20 protein-coding genes, 1 tRNA gene and 1 other RNA gene are annotated in these 19246 nt (G+C 61.0%); 8 read left to right on the top strand and 14 right to left on the bottom strand.

What is annotated here, in order from left to right:
• Positions 1–24 precede the first annotated feature (24 nt).
• From pilB to coaE, 4 genes are read left to right on the top strand one after another with little or no spacing between them, the layout of a single operon-like run.
• Positions 25–1734: a type IV-A pilus assembly ATPase PilB gene (gene pilB, locus CKO42_RS01310; RefSeq protein ID WP_200237141.1), complete on the top strand. Its 1710-nt coding sequence runs from the start codon at positions 25–27 to the stop codon at positions 1732–1734.
• Positions 1735–1739: 5 nt separating this feature from the next.
• Positions 1740–3023 carry a type II secretion system F family protein gene (locus tag CKO42_RS01305; protein WP_200237138.1) on the top strand — a complete coding sequence of 428 codons (1284 nt, stop codon included), beginning with the start codon at positions 1740–1742 and terminating at the stop codon, positions 3021–3023.
• A 56-nt stretch (positions 3024–3079) separates the two neighbouring features.
• Positions 3080–4060 carry a prepilin peptidase gene (locus CKO42_RS01300; RefSeq protein WP_200237135.1) on the top strand — a complete coding sequence of 327 codons (981 nt, stop codon included), beginning with the start codon at positions 3080–3082 and terminating at the stop codon, positions 4058–4060.
• 5 nt (positions 4061–4065) lie between these two features.
• The gene (coaE, locus tag CKO42_RS01295; RefSeq protein ID WP_200237131.1) at positions 4066–4707 is read left to right on the top strand and encodes a dephospho-CoA kinase; all 642 of its coding nucleotides are present in this window, start codon (positions 4066–4068) and stop codon (positions 4705–4707) included.
• A gap of 682 nt (positions 4708–5389) precedes the next feature.
• Here the strand turns inward: coaE and CKO42_RS01290 are convergent.
• Entirely contained in the window at positions 5390–6142 is a 753-nt protein-coding gene (locus tag CKO42_RS01290) for an MlaA family lipoprotein (protein WP_200237129.1), read from the bottom strand.
• Positions 6143–6221: 79 nt separating this feature from the next.
• Positions 6222–7172 (bottom strand): TraB/GumN family protein, encoded by a 951-nt coding sequence (locus CKO42_RS01285; protein WP_200237127.1) that lies wholly within the window; start codon positions 7170–7172, stop codon positions 6222–6224.
• A 119-nt stretch (positions 7173–7291) separates the two neighbouring features.
• Here CKO42_RS01285 and rnt point away from each other — a divergent pair, with 119 nt between their 5' ends.
• Positions 7292–7924, top strand: a complete 633-nt coding sequence (rnt, locus tag CKO42_RS01280) for a ribonuclease T (protein WP_200237124.1) — start codon at positions 7292–7294, stop codon at positions 7922–7924.
• 232 nt (positions 7925–8156) lie between these two features.
• On the opposite strand, the gene grxD is transcribed toward rnt, so the two are convergent.
• Both grxD and CKO42_RS01270 read right to left on the bottom strand, forming a co-directional pair.
• Positions 8157–8492: a Grx4 family monothiol glutaredoxin gene (grxD, locus tag CKO42_RS01275; RefSeq protein ID WP_200237121.1), complete on the bottom strand. Its 336-nt coding sequence runs from the start codon at positions 8490–8492 to the stop codon at positions 8157–8159.
• A 207-nt stretch (positions 8493–8699) separates the two neighbouring features.
• Positions 8700–10493, bottom strand: a complete 1794-nt coding sequence (locus CKO42_RS01270; RefSeq protein ID WP_200237118.1) for an N-acetylglutaminylglutamine amidotransferase — start codon at positions 10491–10493, stop codon at positions 8700–8702.
• A 117-nt stretch (positions 10494–10610) separates the two neighbouring features.
• On the opposite strand from CKO42_RS01270, the gene sodB reads away from it, so the two are divergent.
• Positions 10611–11192 (top strand): superoxide dismutase [Fe], encoded by a 582-nt coding sequence (gene sodB / locus CKO42_RS01265; protein ID WP_200237115.1) that lies wholly within the window; start codon positions 10611–10613, stop codon positions 11190–11192.
• Positions 11193–11330: 138 nt separating this feature from the next.
• On the opposite strand, the gene CKO42_RS01260 is transcribed toward sodB, so the two are convergent.
• The 10 genes from CKO42_RS01260 to rsmI all read right to left on the bottom strand — a co-directional run bounded on the left by CKO42_RS01260 (position 11331) and on the right by rsmI (position 17758).
• Positions 11331–11404, bottom strand: a tRNA-Gln gene (locus CKO42_RS01260).
• Between the two features lie 164 nt (positions 11405–11568).
• A complete protein-coding gene (gene rpsI, locus CKO42_RS01255) occupies positions 11569–11955 on the bottom strand; it encodes a 30S ribosomal protein S9 (protein WP_200237114.1) in 387 nt (128 codons plus the stop codon).
• 140 nt (positions 11956–12095) lie between these two features.
• Positions 12096–12524 (bottom strand): 50S ribosomal protein L13, encoded by a 429-nt coding sequence (gene rplM, locus CKO42_RS01250; protein WP_200237113.1) that lies wholly within the window; start codon positions 12522–12524, stop codon positions 12096–12098.
• A gap of 96 nt (positions 12525–12620) precedes the next feature.
• Positions 12621–14066 (bottom strand): exodeoxyribonuclease I, encoded by a 1446-nt coding sequence (gene sbcB / locus CKO42_RS01245; RefSeq protein ID WP_200237112.1) that lies wholly within the window; start codon positions 14064–14066, stop codon positions 12621–12623.
• An 88-nt stretch (positions 14067–14154) separates the two neighbouring features.
• The gene (rplS, locus tag CKO42_RS01240) at positions 14155–14499 is read right to left on the bottom strand and encodes a 50S ribosomal protein L19 (RefSeq protein ID WP_200237111.1); all 345 of its coding nucleotides are present in this window, start codon (positions 14497–14499) and stop codon (positions 14155–14157) included.
• Positions 14500–14503: 4 nt separating this feature from the next.
• Positions 14504–15286 carry a tRNA (guanosine(37)-N1)-methyltransferase TrmD gene (trmD, locus tag CKO42_RS01235; protein WP_200237108.1) on the bottom strand — a complete coding sequence of 261 codons (783 nt, stop codon included), beginning with the start codon at positions 15284–15286 and terminating at the stop codon, positions 14504–14506.
• Between the two features lie 38 nt (positions 15287–15324).
• Positions 15325–15846, bottom strand: coding sequence for a ribosome maturation factor RimM (gene rimM, locus CKO42_RS01230; protein WP_200237103.1), 522 nt, complete (start codon positions 15844–15846; stop codon positions 15325–15327).
• A 41-nt stretch (positions 15847–15887) separates the two neighbouring features.
• Complete coding sequence (rpsP, locus tag CKO42_RS01225; RefSeq protein ID WP_200237098.1) at positions 15888–16154, bottom strand: 30S ribosomal protein S16; 267 nt, start codon at positions 16152–16154, stop codon at positions 15888–15890.
• A gap of 229 nt (positions 16155–16383) precedes the next feature.
• Positions 16384–16754: RNase P RNA component class A (gene rnpB / locus CKO42_RS01220), an RNA gene on the bottom strand.
• A gap of 176 nt (positions 16755–16930) precedes the next feature.
• Positions 16931–17758 (bottom strand): 16S rRNA (cytidine(1402)-2'-O)-methyltransferase, encoded by an 828-nt coding sequence (gene rsmI, locus CKO42_RS01215; RefSeq protein ID WP_200237095.1) that lies wholly within the window; start codon positions 17756–17758, stop codon positions 16931–16933.
• 157 nt (positions 17759–17915) lie between these two features.
• On the opposite strand from rsmI, the gene CKO42_RS01210 reads away from it, so the two are divergent.
• A complete protein-coding gene (locus CKO42_RS01210) occupies positions 17916–18623 on the top strand; it encodes a hypothetical protein (RefSeq protein ID WP_200237091.1) in 708 nt (235 codons plus the stop codon).
• A gap of 49 nt (positions 18624–18672) precedes the next feature.
• The gene (locus tag CKO42_RS01205; protein ID WP_200237088.1) at positions 18673–19218 is read left to right on the top strand and encodes a FlgO family outer membrane protein; all 546 of its coding nucleotides are present in this window, start codon (positions 18673–18675) and stop codon (positions 19216–19218) included.
• The last annotated feature ends 28 nt before the right edge of the window (positions 19219–19246 follow it).

Below are 19246 nucleotides of genomic sequence, written 5' to 3'. Positions count from 1 at the left end.
ATAGGGACCAGCCTGCACTGCACCATGGCGACCGAAGCGCCCACCATCAATCCCGCCGGGCTGGCGCGACGTCTGGTGCAGGATGGGCTCTTATCGGAAAAACGGGCGCAGACGGCGCAGGCTGAAGCCAATGGCCGACGCCAACCCTTCGTTCAATACCTCGTCGAGCAAAAGGTCCTCGATAGCCATCGAATCGCCGTTGCCGCCTCTGAGGAATTTGGCGTGCCGCTGGTCGACCTCCTCGCGGTCGACCTGCTCAACGTGCCAATGGACCTGGTTGATGCGCGCCTCGTTCGCAAGCATCGCGCATTACCGTTGTTCCGCCGTGGCAACCGTCTGTTCGTCGCCGTCTCCGATCCGACCAACGATCGGGCACTGGACGAGATCCGGTTCAATACCGACCTCAGCGTCAGCGCCATACTCGTCGAAGACGACAAACTCGCCAACGCGATCAACAAAACGCTACAAGCTCAGGACACAACGCTCTCTGACCTCATCGATGCCGATCTTGGCAAGGCCGATGGTGCCGACAATGACGCCGAAAACAATGACGCGGACCCGAACGTCGATGACGCACCCGTGGTGCGATACGTCAATAAGATCCTGCTTGATGCCATCAATGCCGCCGCCTCAGACGTCCATTTCGAGCCTTACGAACGCTACTTCCGTATCCGTTTTCGCCAGGATGGCGTGCTGCACGAAGTCGCCAATCCGCCGCTGAACATCGCCAACCGGCTGATCGCACGCCTGAAGGTGATGTCGCGCATGAATATTGCCGAGCGCCGAATACCGCAGGACGGCAGACTCAAGCTCAAGCTTGGCTATTCGCACGACATCGATTTCCGCGTTAACACCTTACCGACACTCTACGGCGAGAAGGTCGTGCTGCGTATTCTCGACTCGGCCGGTAGCACCGTTGGCGTCGACAACCTCGGCATGTCGCCGAAGCAGCAAGAGATCTTCTTGCGTGCCATCGCCCGGCCCTACGGGATGATACTGGTGACGGGACCCACGGGGTCTGGCAAGACCGTGACCCTCTACTCGGCACTCAACATCCTCAATGAGATCGGCGTCAACATCTCGACCGTTGAAGACCCCGTCGAGATCCAAGTCCCTGGCATCAACCAGGTCAACATGAACGCCAAGACGGGCCTGACCTTCGCAGCCGCGTTGCGCGCCTTTCTTCGCCAGGACCCGGACATTCTGATGGTGGGCGAGATCCGAGATCTCGAGACCGCTGAAATTGCGGTCAAGGCCGCTCAGACGGGCCACCTCGTCCTCTCAACGCTGCACACCAACGATGCGCCGCAGTCGCTGACCCGACTCGCGAACATGGGTGTCGCGCCTTTCAATATCGCCTCCTCCGTGCTGGTTATCATGGCGCAGAGACTTGCGCGGAAGCTCTGCCTCCATTGCCGAGAAGCTGAGGAGCTCCCGCGTGAGGCGCTCCTGGCGGAGGGTTTCACCGAGCAAGAGATCAATGACGGTCTCACGCTCTACAAAGCGGTCGGCTGTGAACGCTGTACCGAGGGCTATAAAGGACGCGTCGGCATTTTCCAAGTGGTCGAGGTTTCCGAGGCGATGGGGCGCACCATTATGGAAGGCGGCAATTCGCTCGATCTTGCCCGACAAGCCGCTCAGGAAGGTTATCTGGACCTGCGCCAATCGGGACTCCGCCAGGTCAAAAACGGCATCACTAGCCTACTCGAGCTAAACCGCATTACCCGAGACTGAACGCGATGGTTGCTACGACGGCACAGCAGCAGAAACAGAAGCAGAAACAAAAGCAGAGACAGAAGCCGCAAAAAAATGAGCCGGAGAGGGCCGCCGTCTTTTTGTGGGAGGGCATCGATCGTCGCGGCGCCCGCGTCAAAGGTGATCTGCGCGCATCGAGTCTCGCCTTAGCCCGCGCCGATCTCCGGCGTCAGGGTGTCAGCCCGACCAAGGTCCGCAAGAAGCCGCAACCGCTGTTCGGCAGCGGCAAAAGGAAGATCACTGCCGCCGATATCAGCGTCTTTAGCCGCCAGCTCGCGACCATGATGGCCGCCGGCGTGCCATTGGTGCAGTCGTTCGATATCGTCGGTCGCGGACACGATAACCCATCGATGCAGGAGCTCTTGCTGACCATCAAGGGCGATATCGAAAGCGGCACAAGCATGGCGGCGGCACTGCGTAAGTTTCCACTCCAATTCGACGACCTGGTCTGCAACCTGGTCGCGGCCGGCGAGCAAGCCGGCGTCCTCGATGTCTTGCTGGATAAGATCGCGACCTACAAGGAGAAGACCGAATCGATCAAAGGCAAGATCAAGAAGGCGATGTTTTACCCGGCAGCGGTGATCTTGGTCGCGATCATCGTCACCGTGGTGATCATGCTCTTCGTGATCCCGCAGTTCAAAGACCTGTTCTCGAGCTTCGGCGCCGACCTGCCGGCGTTCACCTTGCTGGTCATCGCGATGTCCGACTTCTTGCGCGACTACTGGTGGCTCATTGCGGCCGGGATCGCCGCGCTGGTCTATGCGATGATTTACGCCTTCAAACGCTCGAAGGCGTTCCGCGATGCCGTCGACCGGACTGCGCTGCGACTGCCGGTGATCGGTCCCATCCTGCATAAGGCCGCTGTCGCCCGTTATGCACGCACACTGTCGACCATGTTCGCCGCCGGTGTTCCCCTGGTGGACGCGCTGGACTCGGTCTCAGGCGCCACTGGCAGCGTGGTCTACGCCAACGCAGTCAGCAAGATGCGCGACGAAGTCGCCACCGGCCAAAGCCTGCAACTGGCGATGCGTCAGGCCAATGTTTTCCCACACATGGTGATCCAGATGACGGCGATTGGTGAAGAGTCCGGAGCGCTAGACGCCATGCTTGGCAAGGCCGCTGATTTCTACGAGGAACAGGTCGACAATGCGGTCGACGCCCTCAGCAGCCTGCTCGAGCCGCTCATCATGGTGGTGATTGGCGGCCTCGTCGGTAGCCTCGTGGTCGCGATGTACCTGCCCATCTTCAAGCTCGCGGCCGTGGTCTGAGCGATGCATCTCAAGCGCGTGTTGGAACAAGCAAGCGAAGCCGGGGGGGCGTTCACTTGAGCGAGCTCATCAGCCTCTTCGAGCAAGCACCTGCGCTGCTCTACTTGACCACGGCGCTATTTGGTCTCGCCGTCGGCAGCTTTCTCAACGTGCTGATCTTGCGTCTCCCGCGCATCATGGAGCAAGAATGGCGCGAGGAATGCGCCGAACTCCTAGCCATGGACAGCCTAGCCACGTCGCGGCCAGATGCTTCCACACCTGCTCCCACACCTGCTCCCGCGCCTGCTCCCGCGCCTGCAGCCGCGACATCGCAGCCGCCGCCGACCGCAGAGAGGGCCACGGCGCCCCGCCTCGGCCTCTCACGGCCTGGCTCGCACTGCCCGTCTTGCGGCACCGCCATCAGACCGCTCGATAACATCCCGATCCTCAGCTGGCTGCGCTTGCGTGGCCGTTGTCGCGCCTGCGAGGCGAGGATCTCGATCCGCTATCCACTGGTCGAGGCACTCACCGCCGTGCTGTCGGTGGTGGTGGTCTGGCAGCTCGGCCCGACCCCTGCGGCGCTCGCCGCCTTGATCCTGACCTGGGGACTGATCGCACTCGCGATCATCGACTTCGATACGCAACTGTTGCCGGACAGCTTGACCCTGCCGCTACTGTGGCTCGGCCTGCTGCTGAGTCTGGGCGGCACCTTCACCGATCCAACCTCGGCGATTCTCGGCGCTGCGGCAGGCTACTTGCTGCTGTGGCTGGTGTTCCAGGCCTTCCGAATCACGACCGGCAAGGAGGGTATGGGGCGCGGGGACTTCAAGCTGTTGGCGCTCTTTGGTGCCTGGCTCGGCTGGCAAGCCGTGCCGCAGATCATCCTGCTCTCGGCGCTGCCAGGCGCGATTGTCGGTGTTTTACTGATTGCAAGCGGACGCCAGCAGGCTGGACAACCGATTCCCTATGGGCCATTCCTGGCTATTGCCGGCTGGGTCAGCCTACTCTGGGGCGATGCCATCACAGGCGCTTATCTGCGCTGGTCGGGGTTGGCCTGACACCCATGACCTATCGGGTTGCGCTCACAGGCGGAATCGGCAGCGGGAAAAGTACCGTTGCCGATCAATTTGCATCCTTTGGGGTCACAGTCAGTGATGCCGACGCAATATCGCATCGTCTGACCGGGCCGGGTGGCGAGGCACTACCGGCCATCGCCGCCGCATTCGGCGCCGACATGGTCGATGCGACAGGCGCCCTCGATCGCGCGCGGATGCGACAGCAGGTCTTCGCCGACCCGGCCGCGCGCCAGTGCCTAGAGGGCATCCTGCATCCCTTGATCCGCGCCGACATGCTTGCCGAGACCGCAGCGATCAGCGGCCCCTACGCTCTGCTGATGATCCCGCTCCTACTGGAGACCGGCCAGCAATCATTGGTCGACCGGGTGCTGGTCGTCGATCTGCCGGAAGCGATGCAGATCGCGCGTGTGCAGGAGCGCAGCGGTCTGGCGCCCGATCAGATTCAACGCATTATCGCCAGCCAGGTCAGTCGCGCCGAGCGCCTTGCTGCGGCTGATGACTGGATTGATAACAGCGGCGATCCATCCAGCCTTTGGCCACAGGTCGAGCGCCTGCACCAGGCCTACCTTAGGCTCGCGCAGCCGCATGCCGACTGTTCGCCCGCCGACCTCGCCAGCCAGTCGCGATAGCATCTCGCGCGAACACGATCCTGGCCGACATACTCACCATCACCGGTGACGAATCGGCCGTGAGATTACGAGCGATTGCTCAGTCCGCAGCGGCCGATTTTCGGTGTCATGATGACCGTCCAAGCGCACAGGAGTACCGTCGAGCAGAGAAGACAACCGCAGTCACTTCAGGACTCATAGGCCATTGATGAGTTGCGCATGCGCCTAGAGGCTGGTTATCCTCGGTATTGTGGCTCCCGAGGCCGCCCTAGGAACCTGTCTGATAACGTCCGCCAAGCGTGGACTCAGTGGATAGAGAGGAGACGAAGTGATGAAAAGGCCCAGTCGCCCCGTCAGTTTATTTGCAATGCTCACGATAACGGGAGCGCTAACGCTGGCCTCCCAATCGGCACTCTCAGCCGAATGCAAAGGGATGGAAAAATCCACCTGCGAAGGTCAAGACGCCTGTACCTGGGTAGACAGTTATAAGCGCAAGGATGGCGTACAGGTCAACGGCTATTGTCGAGGCAAGGGTGGGAAGAAGTCGTCAAGCTCGAGTAGCTCGAACTAACTCGACCAGCGGCTTGCCGAGCGGATCGGATTGCCGATACGGAGTACCCGATCTCGCTTGGTCAGCGGCTGCTCCTGACTGAACATCGCGCGCGCAGCGCACAGAGATCGCCGAGCCGATACGCCCCTGCGATTACTCGTCGATGAGGTCCTCGTCCCAGAACAGATCGTAGTCTTGGTCCTCTGGCGGATTGCCATCATGGACGAGGTTACGGCGTCGCTGCAGATAGGCATCGCGCACGAAAACGTAGCGATCGAGCGCGGCTTCATCCATCAGATCGCCGGCGGCAAGCAGTCCGGCCCGAACGTCAATTGCCCGCACCACCACGAAGCCCCAGTAGATCTCATCCGCCTCCAGACTAAAGAACGGGTCGATCACCACATCGCCGGCAAAGCCAACGGTGTCGCGCACCGAGCTGGGACCCAAGATCGGCATCACGAAGTAGGGGCCGTCGCCGATCCCCCAGTAGCCCAGTGTCTGACCGAAGTCTTCCTTGTAGCTCGGGATGCCGACATTGGTGGCGACATCGATGAAGCCGACCAGGCCCACGGTGGTATTCACCACCACGCGGCCGACATCGCTCCCAGCACGCGAGAGCTTGAACTGGAGCGCATTGTTCACCGCCGAGGTCACATCGGCGATGTTGTTGAAAAAGTTGGTGATGCCGTGGTTCACTGGCTCGGGGATGATGGCCTGATAGCCCTGAGCCACTGGCTTGAAGAAGGCATTATCGAAGTCGGTGTTGAACTTGAACATCGCCCGGTTATAGGGCTGCCAAGGATCGCGTGGATCGCGCTGCTCCTTTGGGATCGAGCTACAGCCCCCCACCAATGACGCCGCCAAGAGCGCCAGGAACAGGGGGCGAAGAAGGCGCACTCTATGCATAGACCGGACTCCCGCATCTCATCGAACACCGCGATGACTCGAATGCGATGTTAGCACAGCGCTCCGGCTCAGCTGAGCATCAGTAAACGCGCGTAACCTCTACGCCTGCCGCCTGCAGGCGCTGCAACAATCCACCGGGACCAGGCAAATGCAACGCGCCCACGGCAATGAACCGACCTCCCTGTTGGAGGATGGGAGCCAGCCGCTCGAACATGCGCCGATTGCGATCGTCAATCAGCGCTCGGCGCAGACGCGCGTCGATCTCGGGATCTTCGGCCGCCAGGGTCTGCCCAAGCTTCATCAAGGTCGCAAGATCGCCGTCAAGATAGGCATTCAGCAATGCCGCAAAGACTTGCGGTAGCTGTGCGCGGTCACGAAGGGTCGATTCGAGCAATACAATTTGATCCTCGAGACTGAGCGCCTGGAACACGGACAGCTGTTCCGCGATGGTCTCGAGCCCCACGACCGGCTTGCCCGACTCGACTGCACGTTGATACAGCACGAGATCAAGGACCGGAGCGGTACTCGCCGGAGGCATACTGAGGACCAGCAAGATCGCCCAAGGCGCGAGCCGCTCAGCCGCTGCCTGTGGTATGCCACGCTCGGCCAGCGCGGTGAGGATCTCCTGATAGAGCGCAGGTGGCAACTGTTCGGAGAGGCGCTCGTCTGGACTCAACAGCATGGCTGCACGCGACGCCTCTTGCATCGCTGCGTCAGGGACCACCTCTAACACCACCCCTAGCGCCGAATCGAAGGCGGCAAGCACCGGCGCCGGCAAGCGCGTTACGCGCGGATCATCACTATGCATGGTCCCGAACAACCAGCTCGACGGCTGGACACTCGCCTCTGGGTCTAGACGAAACAGGAGTCCCTGCTCGCAACAAGGCTCAGCGAGGGCGGTCTCAGCGAGGAATCCGCAGAGGATCACCAGCACCAGCCAACGCCCGAGCCGGCTCAGCAGGCCGCGCCTCAACTGCGCACCGCTCTCCATGATCATCACCAAAGCCGAGCCGTTCATATTTTCGCGCATCCTGCTCTCCTCACCTGCTCTCCTCACCTGCTCTCCTCACCTGCTCGTCTTCACCTCATCCACCAGACCCAAGTCTTCCAACGTTTGGCTTTTGCCGGCAACCCTCTTATGCTGCCAGTATGGAAAACCAAGACCAAGATACAGCGCAGAAGGGGATCGCCGGCCGCTTCCGCGGTTTTTTACCAGTCGTTGTCGACGTCGAGACCGCGGGTTTTGACCCCCAGCGTCACGCGTTGCTCGAGATTGCCGCGGTGATGATTCGGATGGACGCCGACGGCTGGTTGGCGCCAGGCGCAACCCACGCCTGTCATGTCCTACCCTTCCTCGGCTCCGAGCTCGACCAAAGTGCCCTGGCATTCAACAAGATCGACCCGGAGCATCCGTTGCGGGATGCCCTAGCCGAGCGGCACGCCCTACCAAAGATTCTCGACCCGATTCGCAAGGCCGTTGCATCGCATGGCTGCAATCGCGCCATCTTGGTCGGACACAACGCACATTTCGACCTCGGCTTCGTCAAAGCGGCAGTGGATCGGAACGACTATAAGCGCAACCCGTTCCATGCCTTTAGCGTGTTCGATACGGTCTCACTCGCCGGTTTGGCCTACGGACAGACCGTCCTCGCAAAGGCCGCTCAGGCCGCTGGGCTTGGTTGGGATAACAGTGCCGCCCATTCCGCGATCTATGATGCCGAGCAGACGGCGCGGTTGTTTTGCACCATCGTCAATCGCTGGCGAGCGGCAACCATATCCTGATGCGATCCTGATGCGCTCAATCTGAAAGCCCCCTTCAGCGGGGGCTTGATGGTCTAGGCCTGATCAACGCGAAATCTTAGATCCCATGCAGATGGATCACTCGAGCGCAGCGGGCTACCTTGGGAACGGCTCACAAACCAGCTGAACTGCTGGCCCGCGCGATTGTTGGAACCGCTGCGCATGCTCCACCTGTGCAGCTAGTGTTCAGACCGTTACTTGCCTAGGTGGCAGTCTAGCTTGCCGTCTGCTCTTGCTTCAAAGCGGCCGATTCCATCATGGTCTTCAGCTCGCCGCTGGCCGCTAGCTCTAGGGTAATATCGCAGCCACCGACCAATTCGCCGTCGATGTAGATCTGTGGGAAGGTCGGCCAGTCCGCGTATCGCGGAAGGTTCTCGAAGATCTCTGGATCTTGAAGCACATTCACATAAGCAAAGGGGACCCCGGTGTCACCGAGTGCCTGTGAAGCGCGCATCGAGAAACCGCACTGCGGCATCTGCGGGGTTCCCTTCATGTAGATGACAGCCGGATGGCCCTTGACCTGCTGGTCGATACGCTCGATGACATCCATCGCAATACCTCGTCGAATACTGGGTGTTAGGTCTGGCCAAGGTCGGGATAGCTGCCGCGCTTATCAAGGCGCAGAGGCCTGCGCCATGCGAAGCCGCAATCTTGAGGTCGCCCGCGTTTCTGCTCAGGGCAAACTGCAGTCAAACCATCTCCAGCGCCGACTCGGATGGACGCACTCAGAGGCCCATGACCGGTGGGCAAGGGGGCACTAGCACCCATCGATGTGACGCTGCAGCCAGTACTCGAGCAAGGCGACATGCCAGAGCTTACTGCCCTGGATGCGGGTGTGATGCTGGTCGGGCTCATCCAGAAGCCGCTCGATGTAGCTGCGGCGGTAAAGCCCACGTTCGCGGCAGGCTTGGGAGTTGAGGATGTCGCGCATGAAGTCCAGAAAGGCCCCGCGCACATATTTGAGCGCCGGCATCGGGAAATAGCCCTTGGGCCGATCGATCACAGCATCCGGCAACCGCCCGCGCGCGATGGCCTTGAGCGGATACTTGCCGCCATCGCGCAGTCTTAGCTCCGGTGGGCAACGGGCAGCAAGCTCGACGAGCTGATGGTCAAGGAAGGGCACACGCGCCTCAAGCCCCCAGGCCATGGTCATGTTGTCGACCCGCTTCACCGGGTCATCAACGATGAGGGTGGTGACATCGAGCCGCAGGACCGCATCGATGAGCTCATCGGCGCCGGACTCGGCGAGGCGCTCAGCCACCAAGGCAGCAGTATGATCCGCCCCCGCATAAGCCGGAGCGACCATCTGCAAGTACTCATCGTGATCGCGATCGAAGTAGTGCCGACGCACGCGATCGGTCGGGCTACCCTCGGTCTCAGCGGCGATCCGCGAGTACCAGAAGTAACCGCCGAAGACCTCGTCGGCCCCTTGCCCCGACTGCACCACCTTGATCTCGCGCGAGACCTGCTCGGCGAGCAGATAGAAGGCGACCGCATCCTGGCCGAACATCGGCTCGGTCATCGCATCGACCGCCTCGGGCAAGCGACGCAGGACCTCATCGTTCGGCACCTGGAAGCGATGGTGGTGGGTCCCAAAACGCTCGACGACTTGATCAGAGTATTCGAACTCGCTGCCAGCCTCCTCCGGAGTGTCCTCAAAACCGACCGAGAAGGTGTGCAGATCGCTGACGCCATGCTCAGCGAGCAATGCGACCAGCAGGCTGGAGTCGAGCCCCCCCGAGAGCAGCACGCCAACCGGCACGTCAGCGATCTCGCGGCGCTTGCGCACTGCCTGCTCGAGCGCCTCATGGATGGCCTCGATCCATTCGGCATCACTGCTCGGTAGTCCCGATCCGCTCGCGCCTCGGGTCGCGTCCAGCTGCCAGTAACGCCGCTCTGTGCGGCGCCCATCGGCGTCGATGCGCAACCAGTGCGCCGGCGGCAACTTGCGCACATCATTGAGGATGGTGCGCGGTGCCGGCACCACCGCATGCAGCGTGAACAGATTGTGGAGCGCCACCGGATCGATCCCGGCGCCAACCCCACCCGCCGCAACCAGCGCCTGGGTGGTCGAGGCGAAACGCAGCCGACCATTGGCCTCGCACCAATAGAGCGGTTTAATCCCAAAGCGATCGCGCGCGAGGAAGAGCTGGCGGCGGTTGGTATCCCAGATCGCGAACGCGAACATCCCATGCAGCCGCTCGACGCAGCCTTCACCCCAAGCATGCCAGGCCTTGAGGATGACTTCGGTATCACCGTCGGAGAAAAAGCTATAGCCCTTGTCGCGCAGCTCGCGGCGCAGCTCGGGATGATTATAGATAGTGCCGTTGAACACCAGCGCGAGCCCGAGTCCCTGATCGACCATCGGTTGGTTAGAGCGTGCCGAGAGATCGATGATCGAAAGCCGCCGATGCCCGAGCGCGACCGCGCCATCGCCATAGCTACCGCCATGATCGGGTCCGCGCGGTTGTAGCCGCTCCATCATCCGAGCGATGGCGCCCAGATCCGCCGGCACACCGTCGAAACGCAGTTCTCCACAGATGCCACACATCAGCTTGTTACCTCCGCCATCAAGTTTCTCTCCTTGATATCCCCCATCTCGGGCCTACGTTTTCACCGCAAGCACTTCATTCACCCATCCCTAGCAAAACGAGCCAGGAGAGTCAGTATGGCACACGAACTTCCACCCCTTCCGTACGAGAAGAACGCCCTCGAGCCGGTGATCTCTGCCGAGACCATCGACTATCACTACGGCAAGCATCACCAGACCTACGTCAACAACCTCAACAATCTGGTTCCAGGGACCGAGTTCGACGGCAAGTCACTCGAAGAGATCATCAAGTCCTCGTCCGGCGGCGTCTTCAACAACGCGGCACAGGTCTGGAACCACAGCTTCTACTGGAACTGCTTAAGCCCCAACGGTGGCGGCGAGCCTAAGGGCCCAGTTGCCGATGCAATCAACGCCAAATTCGGCAGCTTCGACGAATTCAAGAAGCAGTTCAGCCAGTCAGCCGCCACCAACTTCGGCTCCGGCTGGACCTGGCTGGTCAAGAACAGCGACGGCAGCGTCGAGATCATGAACACCTCCAACGCCGGCACGCCGATGACAGACGGCAAGACCGCGCTGCTAACCGTTGATGTGTGGGAGCACGCCTACTACGTCGACTACCGCAACGCGCGGCCGAAGTACCTCGAAGCCATCTGGGACAAGATCAACTGGGATTTTGTTACTGAGAACTTCGCAGGTTAAACGCCAACGCGGCCCACCGCCTAAGGATCACCCGGGAAAGAGGTTGATCCTGACAGCAACTCATGCCCAGCATCACGCTGGGCATTTTTGTGCGCATGGCATAAACACAAAAAAGCCCGCATTACCGCGGGCTAAATATGGCTGGGGGACAAGGATTCGAACCTTGGTTGACGGAGTCAGAGTCCGTAGTCCTGCCGCTAGACGATCCCCCAAAAGACGTTGGATGAATTAACGAATGTGGCGAAACTCACCGCAGATGTTGCTACCGCTTATCGCCTGTCGCAAACTTTGTAGGTCAAGCACTTGCTTTACCGTCATGCTCATCACCTGTAGCAATCCCCACTGATGAAGGAATTGCTTCAGGGTATGACCTTGCTTAACGCTTGGAGAACTGCGGACGCTTACGTGCCTTGTGCAGACCAACCTTCTTCCGCTCTACTTCACGAGCATCGCGAGTCAGGAAGCCGGCGCGGCGCAGCGGCGAGCGCAGGCGCTCGTCATGACCGACCAGAGCGCGTGAGATACCGTGCCGGATTGCGCCGGCCTGACCACTCGAGCCTCCACCCGTCACCGTCGCTTTGATGTCGACGCGATCAACCATGTCGACGGCTTCGAGCGCTTGTCGCACGAGCATCCGAGCGGTTTCGCGACCAAAGTATTCATCAAGCGGTCGGCCGTTGACGTTGATCTGCCCGGAGCCCGTGCTCAGGAACACGCGCGCCGAGGAGCTTTTGCGACGCCCTGTGGCGTACTGTTTTTCCATGGTTCAGGTTTCCGAGAGTCTTATTTTTGAGTGTCTGATATCCGCTCGAGCGAGCGATCCTGTTGCTCTGCCACCCAGAAGATCAAAGTGAGTGCTTCAGGGTAGCGCGGCCAGACGCCAGCGAGCGCAACCCGGTGGCGTTAGATCTCGAGGGGCTGAGGCTGCTGTGCCGCATGGCGATGCGTTGGACCAGCAAAGACCTTCATCTTCTTGATCATCGCGCGGCCAAGCGGATTACGCGGCAGCATGCCTTTAACAGCAAACTGGATGACCCGCTCTGGGTGCTTGTCCAGCATCTGTTCCAGGCTCGCCGAGCGGAGGTTTCCGATGTATCCGGTATGCCGGTAGTACATCTTGTCGCTCATCTTATTGCCGGTCACCCGCACCTTTTCGGCATTGACAATCACGAGAAAGTCACCGGTATCGACGTGCGGGGTATAGGTGGGCTTATGCTTGCCGCGGAGCCTGCGTGCACATTCGCTGGCGAGCCGACCAAGTGTCTTGCCCTCGGCATCAATTAAGTACCAAGCTCGCCGAACTTCAGCCGGCTTTGCGCTTTGGGTTGTCATCACGGTCGCTCCCAGCGAGTCGTCAGTAAAAAGATAGACCGCCTAGGATAAACAATCCTAGCGGCCCCCGCAAGCCTCTCGAGGGCTGAATGAAGCTCAATCCCCCTCAGCCGTCATCACATGCTCGCCCCAACGCTCGAGCCGGTCGAGAAGAGCAAGGGCGTTTTCATCGCCGACGCGTTCTGCGCGCAGGCTGGCAAGCTTGGCCTCATAGTCATCGATCGTGATCGAGGCGCCGGCGTGCGGCTCGGTCAAGCGCTCGAAACGCCAGGCATCCCAATCTTCGCGCTCATCCTCGCTCAGCGTCTCAGGCCAACTGCGCGCCCGCATCCGAAACAGCAGCGTCGGCAAGCGCGAGTCCTCGAAACGCGGCTGCGCCTGAGCCAGCTCAGACGGCGTCAGGCGTCCGAGCTGATCCATCAGCCGCCGATCCTGATCCGAAAAAAATCCGCCCGTGTAGAGCATGCGCTCAGGATCAGCCGAAGATTGTAGCGCCGGCTGAGCCGAGAAGGCTCGACCCAGACGCTCAGCAATCTCGCGCCGATGTTGGTCAGCGCGAGCCGCATGCACGGCAACCTGCTCTAGATCGATCTGCCAGCGTGCGGCGGCGTCAGGGGTCAAGGTCTTCAGCGGCGCCAGCATGGGCGAGGCGTTGATCTTCACCCCTTTGGCCGGCAACCGCTCGACCCCGGTGGGGAGATCTTCGCGGCGCGTGAACAAGCGCTGCTGCAGCGCCTCGGCCGACAGATCCAGCAGTTGCGCCGGGTCTTGGCGTAGGTCGAAACAGATCACCTGGTTCTTTTGGCTGGGGTTCGTCGCAACCTTGAGCACGGGCGCAATACAGCCTTGCGCTGCCGCGTAGCGCGCCGAAACATGCAGCAATGGCGCACCGCTGGCCAACAGCTCGGCAACATAGGCCTTGTCTCGCAGATTTAGCGCGTAGGCAAAAAGCCGCGGCTGCGCTGCCTTCAGCCGCCGCGCCAGCGCCAGAGTCGCCCGCACATCAGCCAGCGCATCATGAGCACCGACATGCTCGATGGCATTGGCGGCAGTCAGCGCCTCGAGCTTGAAGGAGGTCACGCCGGGCTCACGCTCCGGCCACTGGATGCCTTGCGGCCGCAACGCGTGCGCCAGCCGCAAGACGTCGATCAAGTCCCAGCGCGAATTCCCGTTTTGCCATGCATGCGCATAGGGATCGAGCAGGTTCCTGTAGAACAACCAGTTATTGACTCGATCATCGAACCGCAGGCTGTTATAGCCGACCGAACAGCTGCCAGGCGTGGCCAGCGCCTGCTGGATCAAGCGGGCGAACTCAGCCTCAGGGAGACCCTGCTCGAGCGCCTGATCCGGCGTCATACCCGTGACGAAGCAGGCCTCCGGCTGCGGCAGCAGATCAGCCGCCGGCCGGGCGAACAGCAATAACGGCTCACCGACCACATTGAGGTCAGCATCGGTTCGAAGACCCGCAAACTGACAGGGCCGATCGAGCGCCGGGTCGCTGCCCCAGGTCTCGTAGTCGTACCAGTAAAAGCTCGCCGCCATCGGTCAAACGACGACGGATGCTAACCGCAGCCGCCCGCAATCGCCCGACACCGCTTGCCGCGCTGCGAGAACCATCGCCGAGCGCGACTCAGACCTTCTCTTTGATTCGAGCGGCCTTGCCGGTGAGGCCGCGCAGGTAATAAAGCTTTGCGCGACGCACGTCACCACGCCGCTTGACCTTGATGTCAGCGATAGACGGGCTGTGGGTCTGGAAGACGCGCTCCACGCCTTCGCCATGCGAGATCTTGCGCACCGTGAACGCGGAGTTGAGGCCGCGGTTGCGCTTGGCAATGCAGACGCCCTCAAATGCCTGCAGACGCTCGCGCTCGCCTTCCTTGACACGCACCTGCACCACCACGGTGTCACCTGGCGCGAATTCAGGCACCGATGGGCGCAGTTGCTCTTGCTCGATTTGCTGAATGATATTGCTCATGTCATTACTCACTCTGTTCCGATCCGACGCGCGGCCGCGACCGTGCCGCCTCCAGAAGATAGTCGTCGAGCAGTCGCTGCTCGACCTCACTGATGCCTCGCCCTTGTAGCAGGTCAGGGCGCCGCTGCCGGGTGCGACCCAATGCCTGCTGCAATCGCCAACGTTCAATCGCCTGATGATCGCCGCTCAGCAGCACCTCTGGCACGCTGCGATCGCCGATCGTCTCCGGCCGGGTGTAGTGGGGACAGTCGAGCAGTCCGCTGGAGTGTGAGTCCTGGCGCGCCGAATCCGCATGCCCGAGCACGCCTGGCAGAAGCCGAATCGCCGCATCCATCACCACCATGGCCGCAAGCTCGCCACCGCTGAGGACATAGTCGCCAATCGACCATTCCTCATCGACACAATCTTCAATCAGCCGCTCATCCACACCTTCATAGCGACCCGCCACCAACACCCAGCCTGGGGCCGCGCTGATCCGCTCGATTTGCCGCTGATCAAGGCGCTCGCCCTGCGGCGACAGGTAGGCGACGCGACTCTGCACACCCTCAGCGGCAGCCTCCGCCTGGGCCGCCTCAATCGCCAACCGCAGTGGGGTATAGCGCATCACCATGCCCGGCCCACCGCCGTACGGGCGATCGTCGACGGTACGATGGACGTCCGTGGTGTAATCGCGCGGCGTGTGTAGGTGGATTTGGGCAAGCTGCCGCTGCAGCGCCCGCGCCACGACTCCCTCCTCGGTCAGGGCGGCGAACTGCGCCGGAAACAGAGTGATGACATCAAACCGCATCGCTTCCGCTCAGCCGGGCCGATTCGCTGGCTTGGCCGTTAAAACTCGGGGTCCCAATCGACCAACAAACGCCCTGCCTCGAAATCGACATCGAGCACGAACTGTCCCCAGACGAACGGCAGTAGGCGCTCGCGCTCCCCGCGCACGACCATCACATCATTGGAGCCGGTCTCGATCAGATGGCTCACCTGCCCGAGCGCAACCCCCTCACGCGTCTCAACCTGCAGCCCCTGCAGATCGATCCAATAGAATTCATCCGGCGATGGCGGCGGCAGCTGATCACGTCGAATCGCGATCGCTTTACCGGTCAGGGTCCGCGCATGATCGCGATCGTCATAGCCCTGAAGCTGCGCAACGAGACCTTTACCCTGGTTTCGCCAAGTCACAACCTGCTGCTCGTCACCATCAATCAGCCAGGGCGAGTAGCTGAAGATGTTTTCGAGTGGGCTGGTCTCGGAAAAAATCTTCAGCCATCCGCGCACACCATAGACGCCGAGGATACGACCAAGGACGATCTTGTTGGGTGCAGCGGGGTCCGAGGCTTCAGCGCTACCTGTCATTGCCTGTTGGCAACCGGCACGTCAGCAATCGACGTCAATACTCAGGCCGCAACGGCAGCCTCAGCCTGCTTAGCCGCGTCCTTCAGGAGCTTGGCAACACGCTCAGACGGCTGCGCACCTTGATCGAGCCAGTGCTGAGCACGCGCTCGGTCGACGCGCAAGCGACTTTCACCTCCAGTCGCGCAGGGATTGAAAAAGCCCAGACGCTCGATGCAGCCGCCATCCCGTGGCTTACGCATGTCGGTGACGACGATCTGATAGAAGGGACGCTTCTTGGCGCCACCACGGGTGAGTCGAATCTTGACCATCGCTATTGATCCAAAATGCTCGCGTTGAGAAAACCGATGTCGTGGCGCATCGAGACAAAGCACGACGCGATTTCCACGTGACGTAACACACCATTATACCTGAGCACGCAACAGCCGAAAAGCCCCTTTGCGTCGTGGCAGCTCGTCGAAGGCCGACACGACGGCGCACGGAAATGACGCCATGCCTCAGCACGCTCGATTTTAAGCCGCATGCGCTGTTCGCAGTAAAGTAGGGAGCCGGCCTGTAAGCCGGGTTCTGTCGTGGACAGTCATTCATCTGGGACGCGGGTCACCCCGCGCCTCAAGCGACCTACCCGGGAGCCCATGCGGGCCGCATGTCGCAGCCAAAGCTGCTCGCTCCCCTATTTGGTCTTGCTCCGGGTGGGGTTTACCCTGCCGTCGCGTGTTGCCACGGACGCGGTGCGCTCTTACCGCACCTTTTCACCCTTACCGCCCGCTCGCGCGGGGTTGGCGGTTTGTTTTCTGCGGCACTTTCCGTAGGCTCTCGCCCCCCAGGCGTTACCTGGCACCCTGCCCTGTTGAGCCCGGACTTTCCTCCGCCTGACGCATGCGCCAAGCCGCGACTGTCCAGCCGACTCCCAATTGACAGTCTAGCGTTTTGCGCCCGAACTGGCCATTGCCCAAATCAACCTGGCCAGTCCGTGCAAGTCGCTGCCTCAGGAGGTCACCTTAAGTCGCTCTCTAACTTCCTACCTCCCAATCATCGCCCTACAGTGTTGCTCAAATCGAAAAAGTTGATGTCCATTTTCAAGTGGCTAATCAGCTTGATCTCGCGTCCTCAAGGCCGCTTTATACAACTGATTCCGCGCCCCCCCGGTGATCGACGCGGCGAGTGCCGCCGCCTGCTTCAACGGCAGCTCCGCCGCCAAGATGCCCAACACCCGCGCTTGCTCAGCGCGATCACGCTCATCGTCAACGCGCGGATCGCCTTCGATCATGATCACCATCTCGCCAAGCTGGTGCTCAGGGCTTGCGGCCACCTGCTCAGCAAGCTCAGCGATGCGCCCCATCAGAAAGGTCTCGAAGCGCTTGGTCAGCTCCCGCGCGACCACGGCGCGCCGCTCTGAGCCCAAGCCCTCGGCGAGATCGCTGAGGGTCGCTGCGGCACGGCGAGCACTCTCGTAACAGATCAGGGTACCCGGCTCTTTGGCGAAACCTTGGCACCAGACCAGACGTTGAGGACGCGTACGTGGCGGGAAGCCAACAAACAAGAAGCGGTCGCTCGGCAAGCCGGCCGCCGACAAGGCGCAGATCGCCGCACAGGGACCCGGGATCGGCTCAACCCGAACGCCCTCTTCACGCGCCGCTCGCACCAACAAGAACCCGGGATCACTGATCAGCGGCGTGCCGGCATCGCTGATCAAGGCGATCGTCTCACCCGCTCGCAGTCGCCTCAGCAGGCGCGGAGCCACCTGATCCTCGTTATGCTCATGATAGGACAACAGCTCGCCAGCAATGCCGAATGCCGCGAGCAGTGGACGACTGTGCCGGGTGTCCTCACAGGCGATCACATCGGCCTCGGCCAGAACCGCCTGGGCCCGCGGACTCAGGTCCTCTCGATTGCCGATCGGTGTCGCTACCACGTATAGTATTCCAGTCAAATCATCCCCCTAGTCGTCGGCCTCGTGGTTTTTATCTGACAAGCGTACACGCAGCCTGCACACTGTATGTTCTTCACTAGGGGCCTAGGAATCCAGGTATGGAAGCCTGGGCACTCGACCCAGCCAACAGGAGATGCTGGTGGCCTTATCGCGACTCGCCCATCTTGCCATCGTTAATACGATCGTTAGCACGATCAGTCTGAACCTGAGCGGCTGCTTTTACACCAACGCCGCTCAGGTTCCGATGGCTAAGACCTACCCGTACAGCGAGCAACAGCGCATGCAAGCCGCTCACCATTGGCAGGTGCTTGCCGAATATGAAGCGACGGGCATACTGCAACAGCCTCATCTGCGATCGACACCCCTATACCTGCCAAAGCACACCGATCACAGCCGCGGTGAGTTCGCCCGCGGATACCGCTCGCTCCTCACCAGTGAGCTCGTTTCAGGCGGAGCGATCGTTCAGAAGGAGCCAGGAGGCGCCGCCACGGTCGATTTCGACGTCGAGGTGATCAACCACAGCGACCGTGGCTTCATTCGTCCATACCCCGGGACGCTCACCTTAGCCGCCCTTGCCACCGGCATCTCTGTGCTCGTAGCCCCCTCGAGCAATGCCGCACTGGCATTGGTACCACCGGTCGCGGGCGCCGATGTCACCAGCGGCAGCTGGACCTCCGTGAGTCAAGAAGAGGTCATCATTACCACCAAGATCACGGATAACGAACGCGTCCTCTACTCCTCATCTAACATCTACTACATCAATCAGGGCGACCGTCGACATTATGATCCACCGCGGGCCCCAAAACCCAAGCCAATACCCCGTATACCCTTAGACAACCAATGGTAAGGGATCAACAATGAGCCAAGCATCGCTCCTGACCCCTCACCGAGCGTGGATGAGCCTACTGGCGATCCTGCTCGGCCTGCTGCTGATAGGCTGCATCCCGAGCACCAACAGAAACCCTCCGGTCACCTACTATCAAAACGTACAGCCAGCCAATCTCTCTGCCGAGATCACTGACGCCGCGAAACGCCTGATCAGCGTCCAGCCCGAATTGGCGCAATATAGCCCGATGATCGCGTCAACCTTTGTCGATATCAATAACCTGAGAGCCTCCTCCACCTTCGGGCGCATCAGCTCAGAGCTCTTTGCCTCCGCACTCTCTCAGGCTGGCATTCGCATGCGCGAGGTCAAGATGCGCGACAGTCTTTTTGTTGAGGAGAAGCTCGGCGAGCTGATTCTGACGCGCGAGGTTCAACGTCTCAATGCCGCCTATTCCGCCAACTCGATTTTGATGGGCACTTATGCCGTAGGCTCAAATCGCGTCTACATCAGCGCGCGCGTCGTCAATACCAAGGATTCCATGGTGTTAGCGACAGCCGACCTCAGCTTGCCCCTCGACAATAATCTGCGCGCGATGCTCGACGAAAAGGGCTGGTGATTATCCCTTGCTCAGGCCATTTAGCTCA

The sequence above is a fragment of the Lamprobacter modestohalophilus genome (assembly GCF_016583905.1).
Taxonomy (GTDB): Bacteria; Pseudomonadota; Gammaproteobacteria; order Chromatiales; family Chromatiaceae; genus Lamprobacter; species Lamprobacter modestohalophilus.
This window is presented reverse-complemented; position numbering and strand designations above follow the sequence as displayed.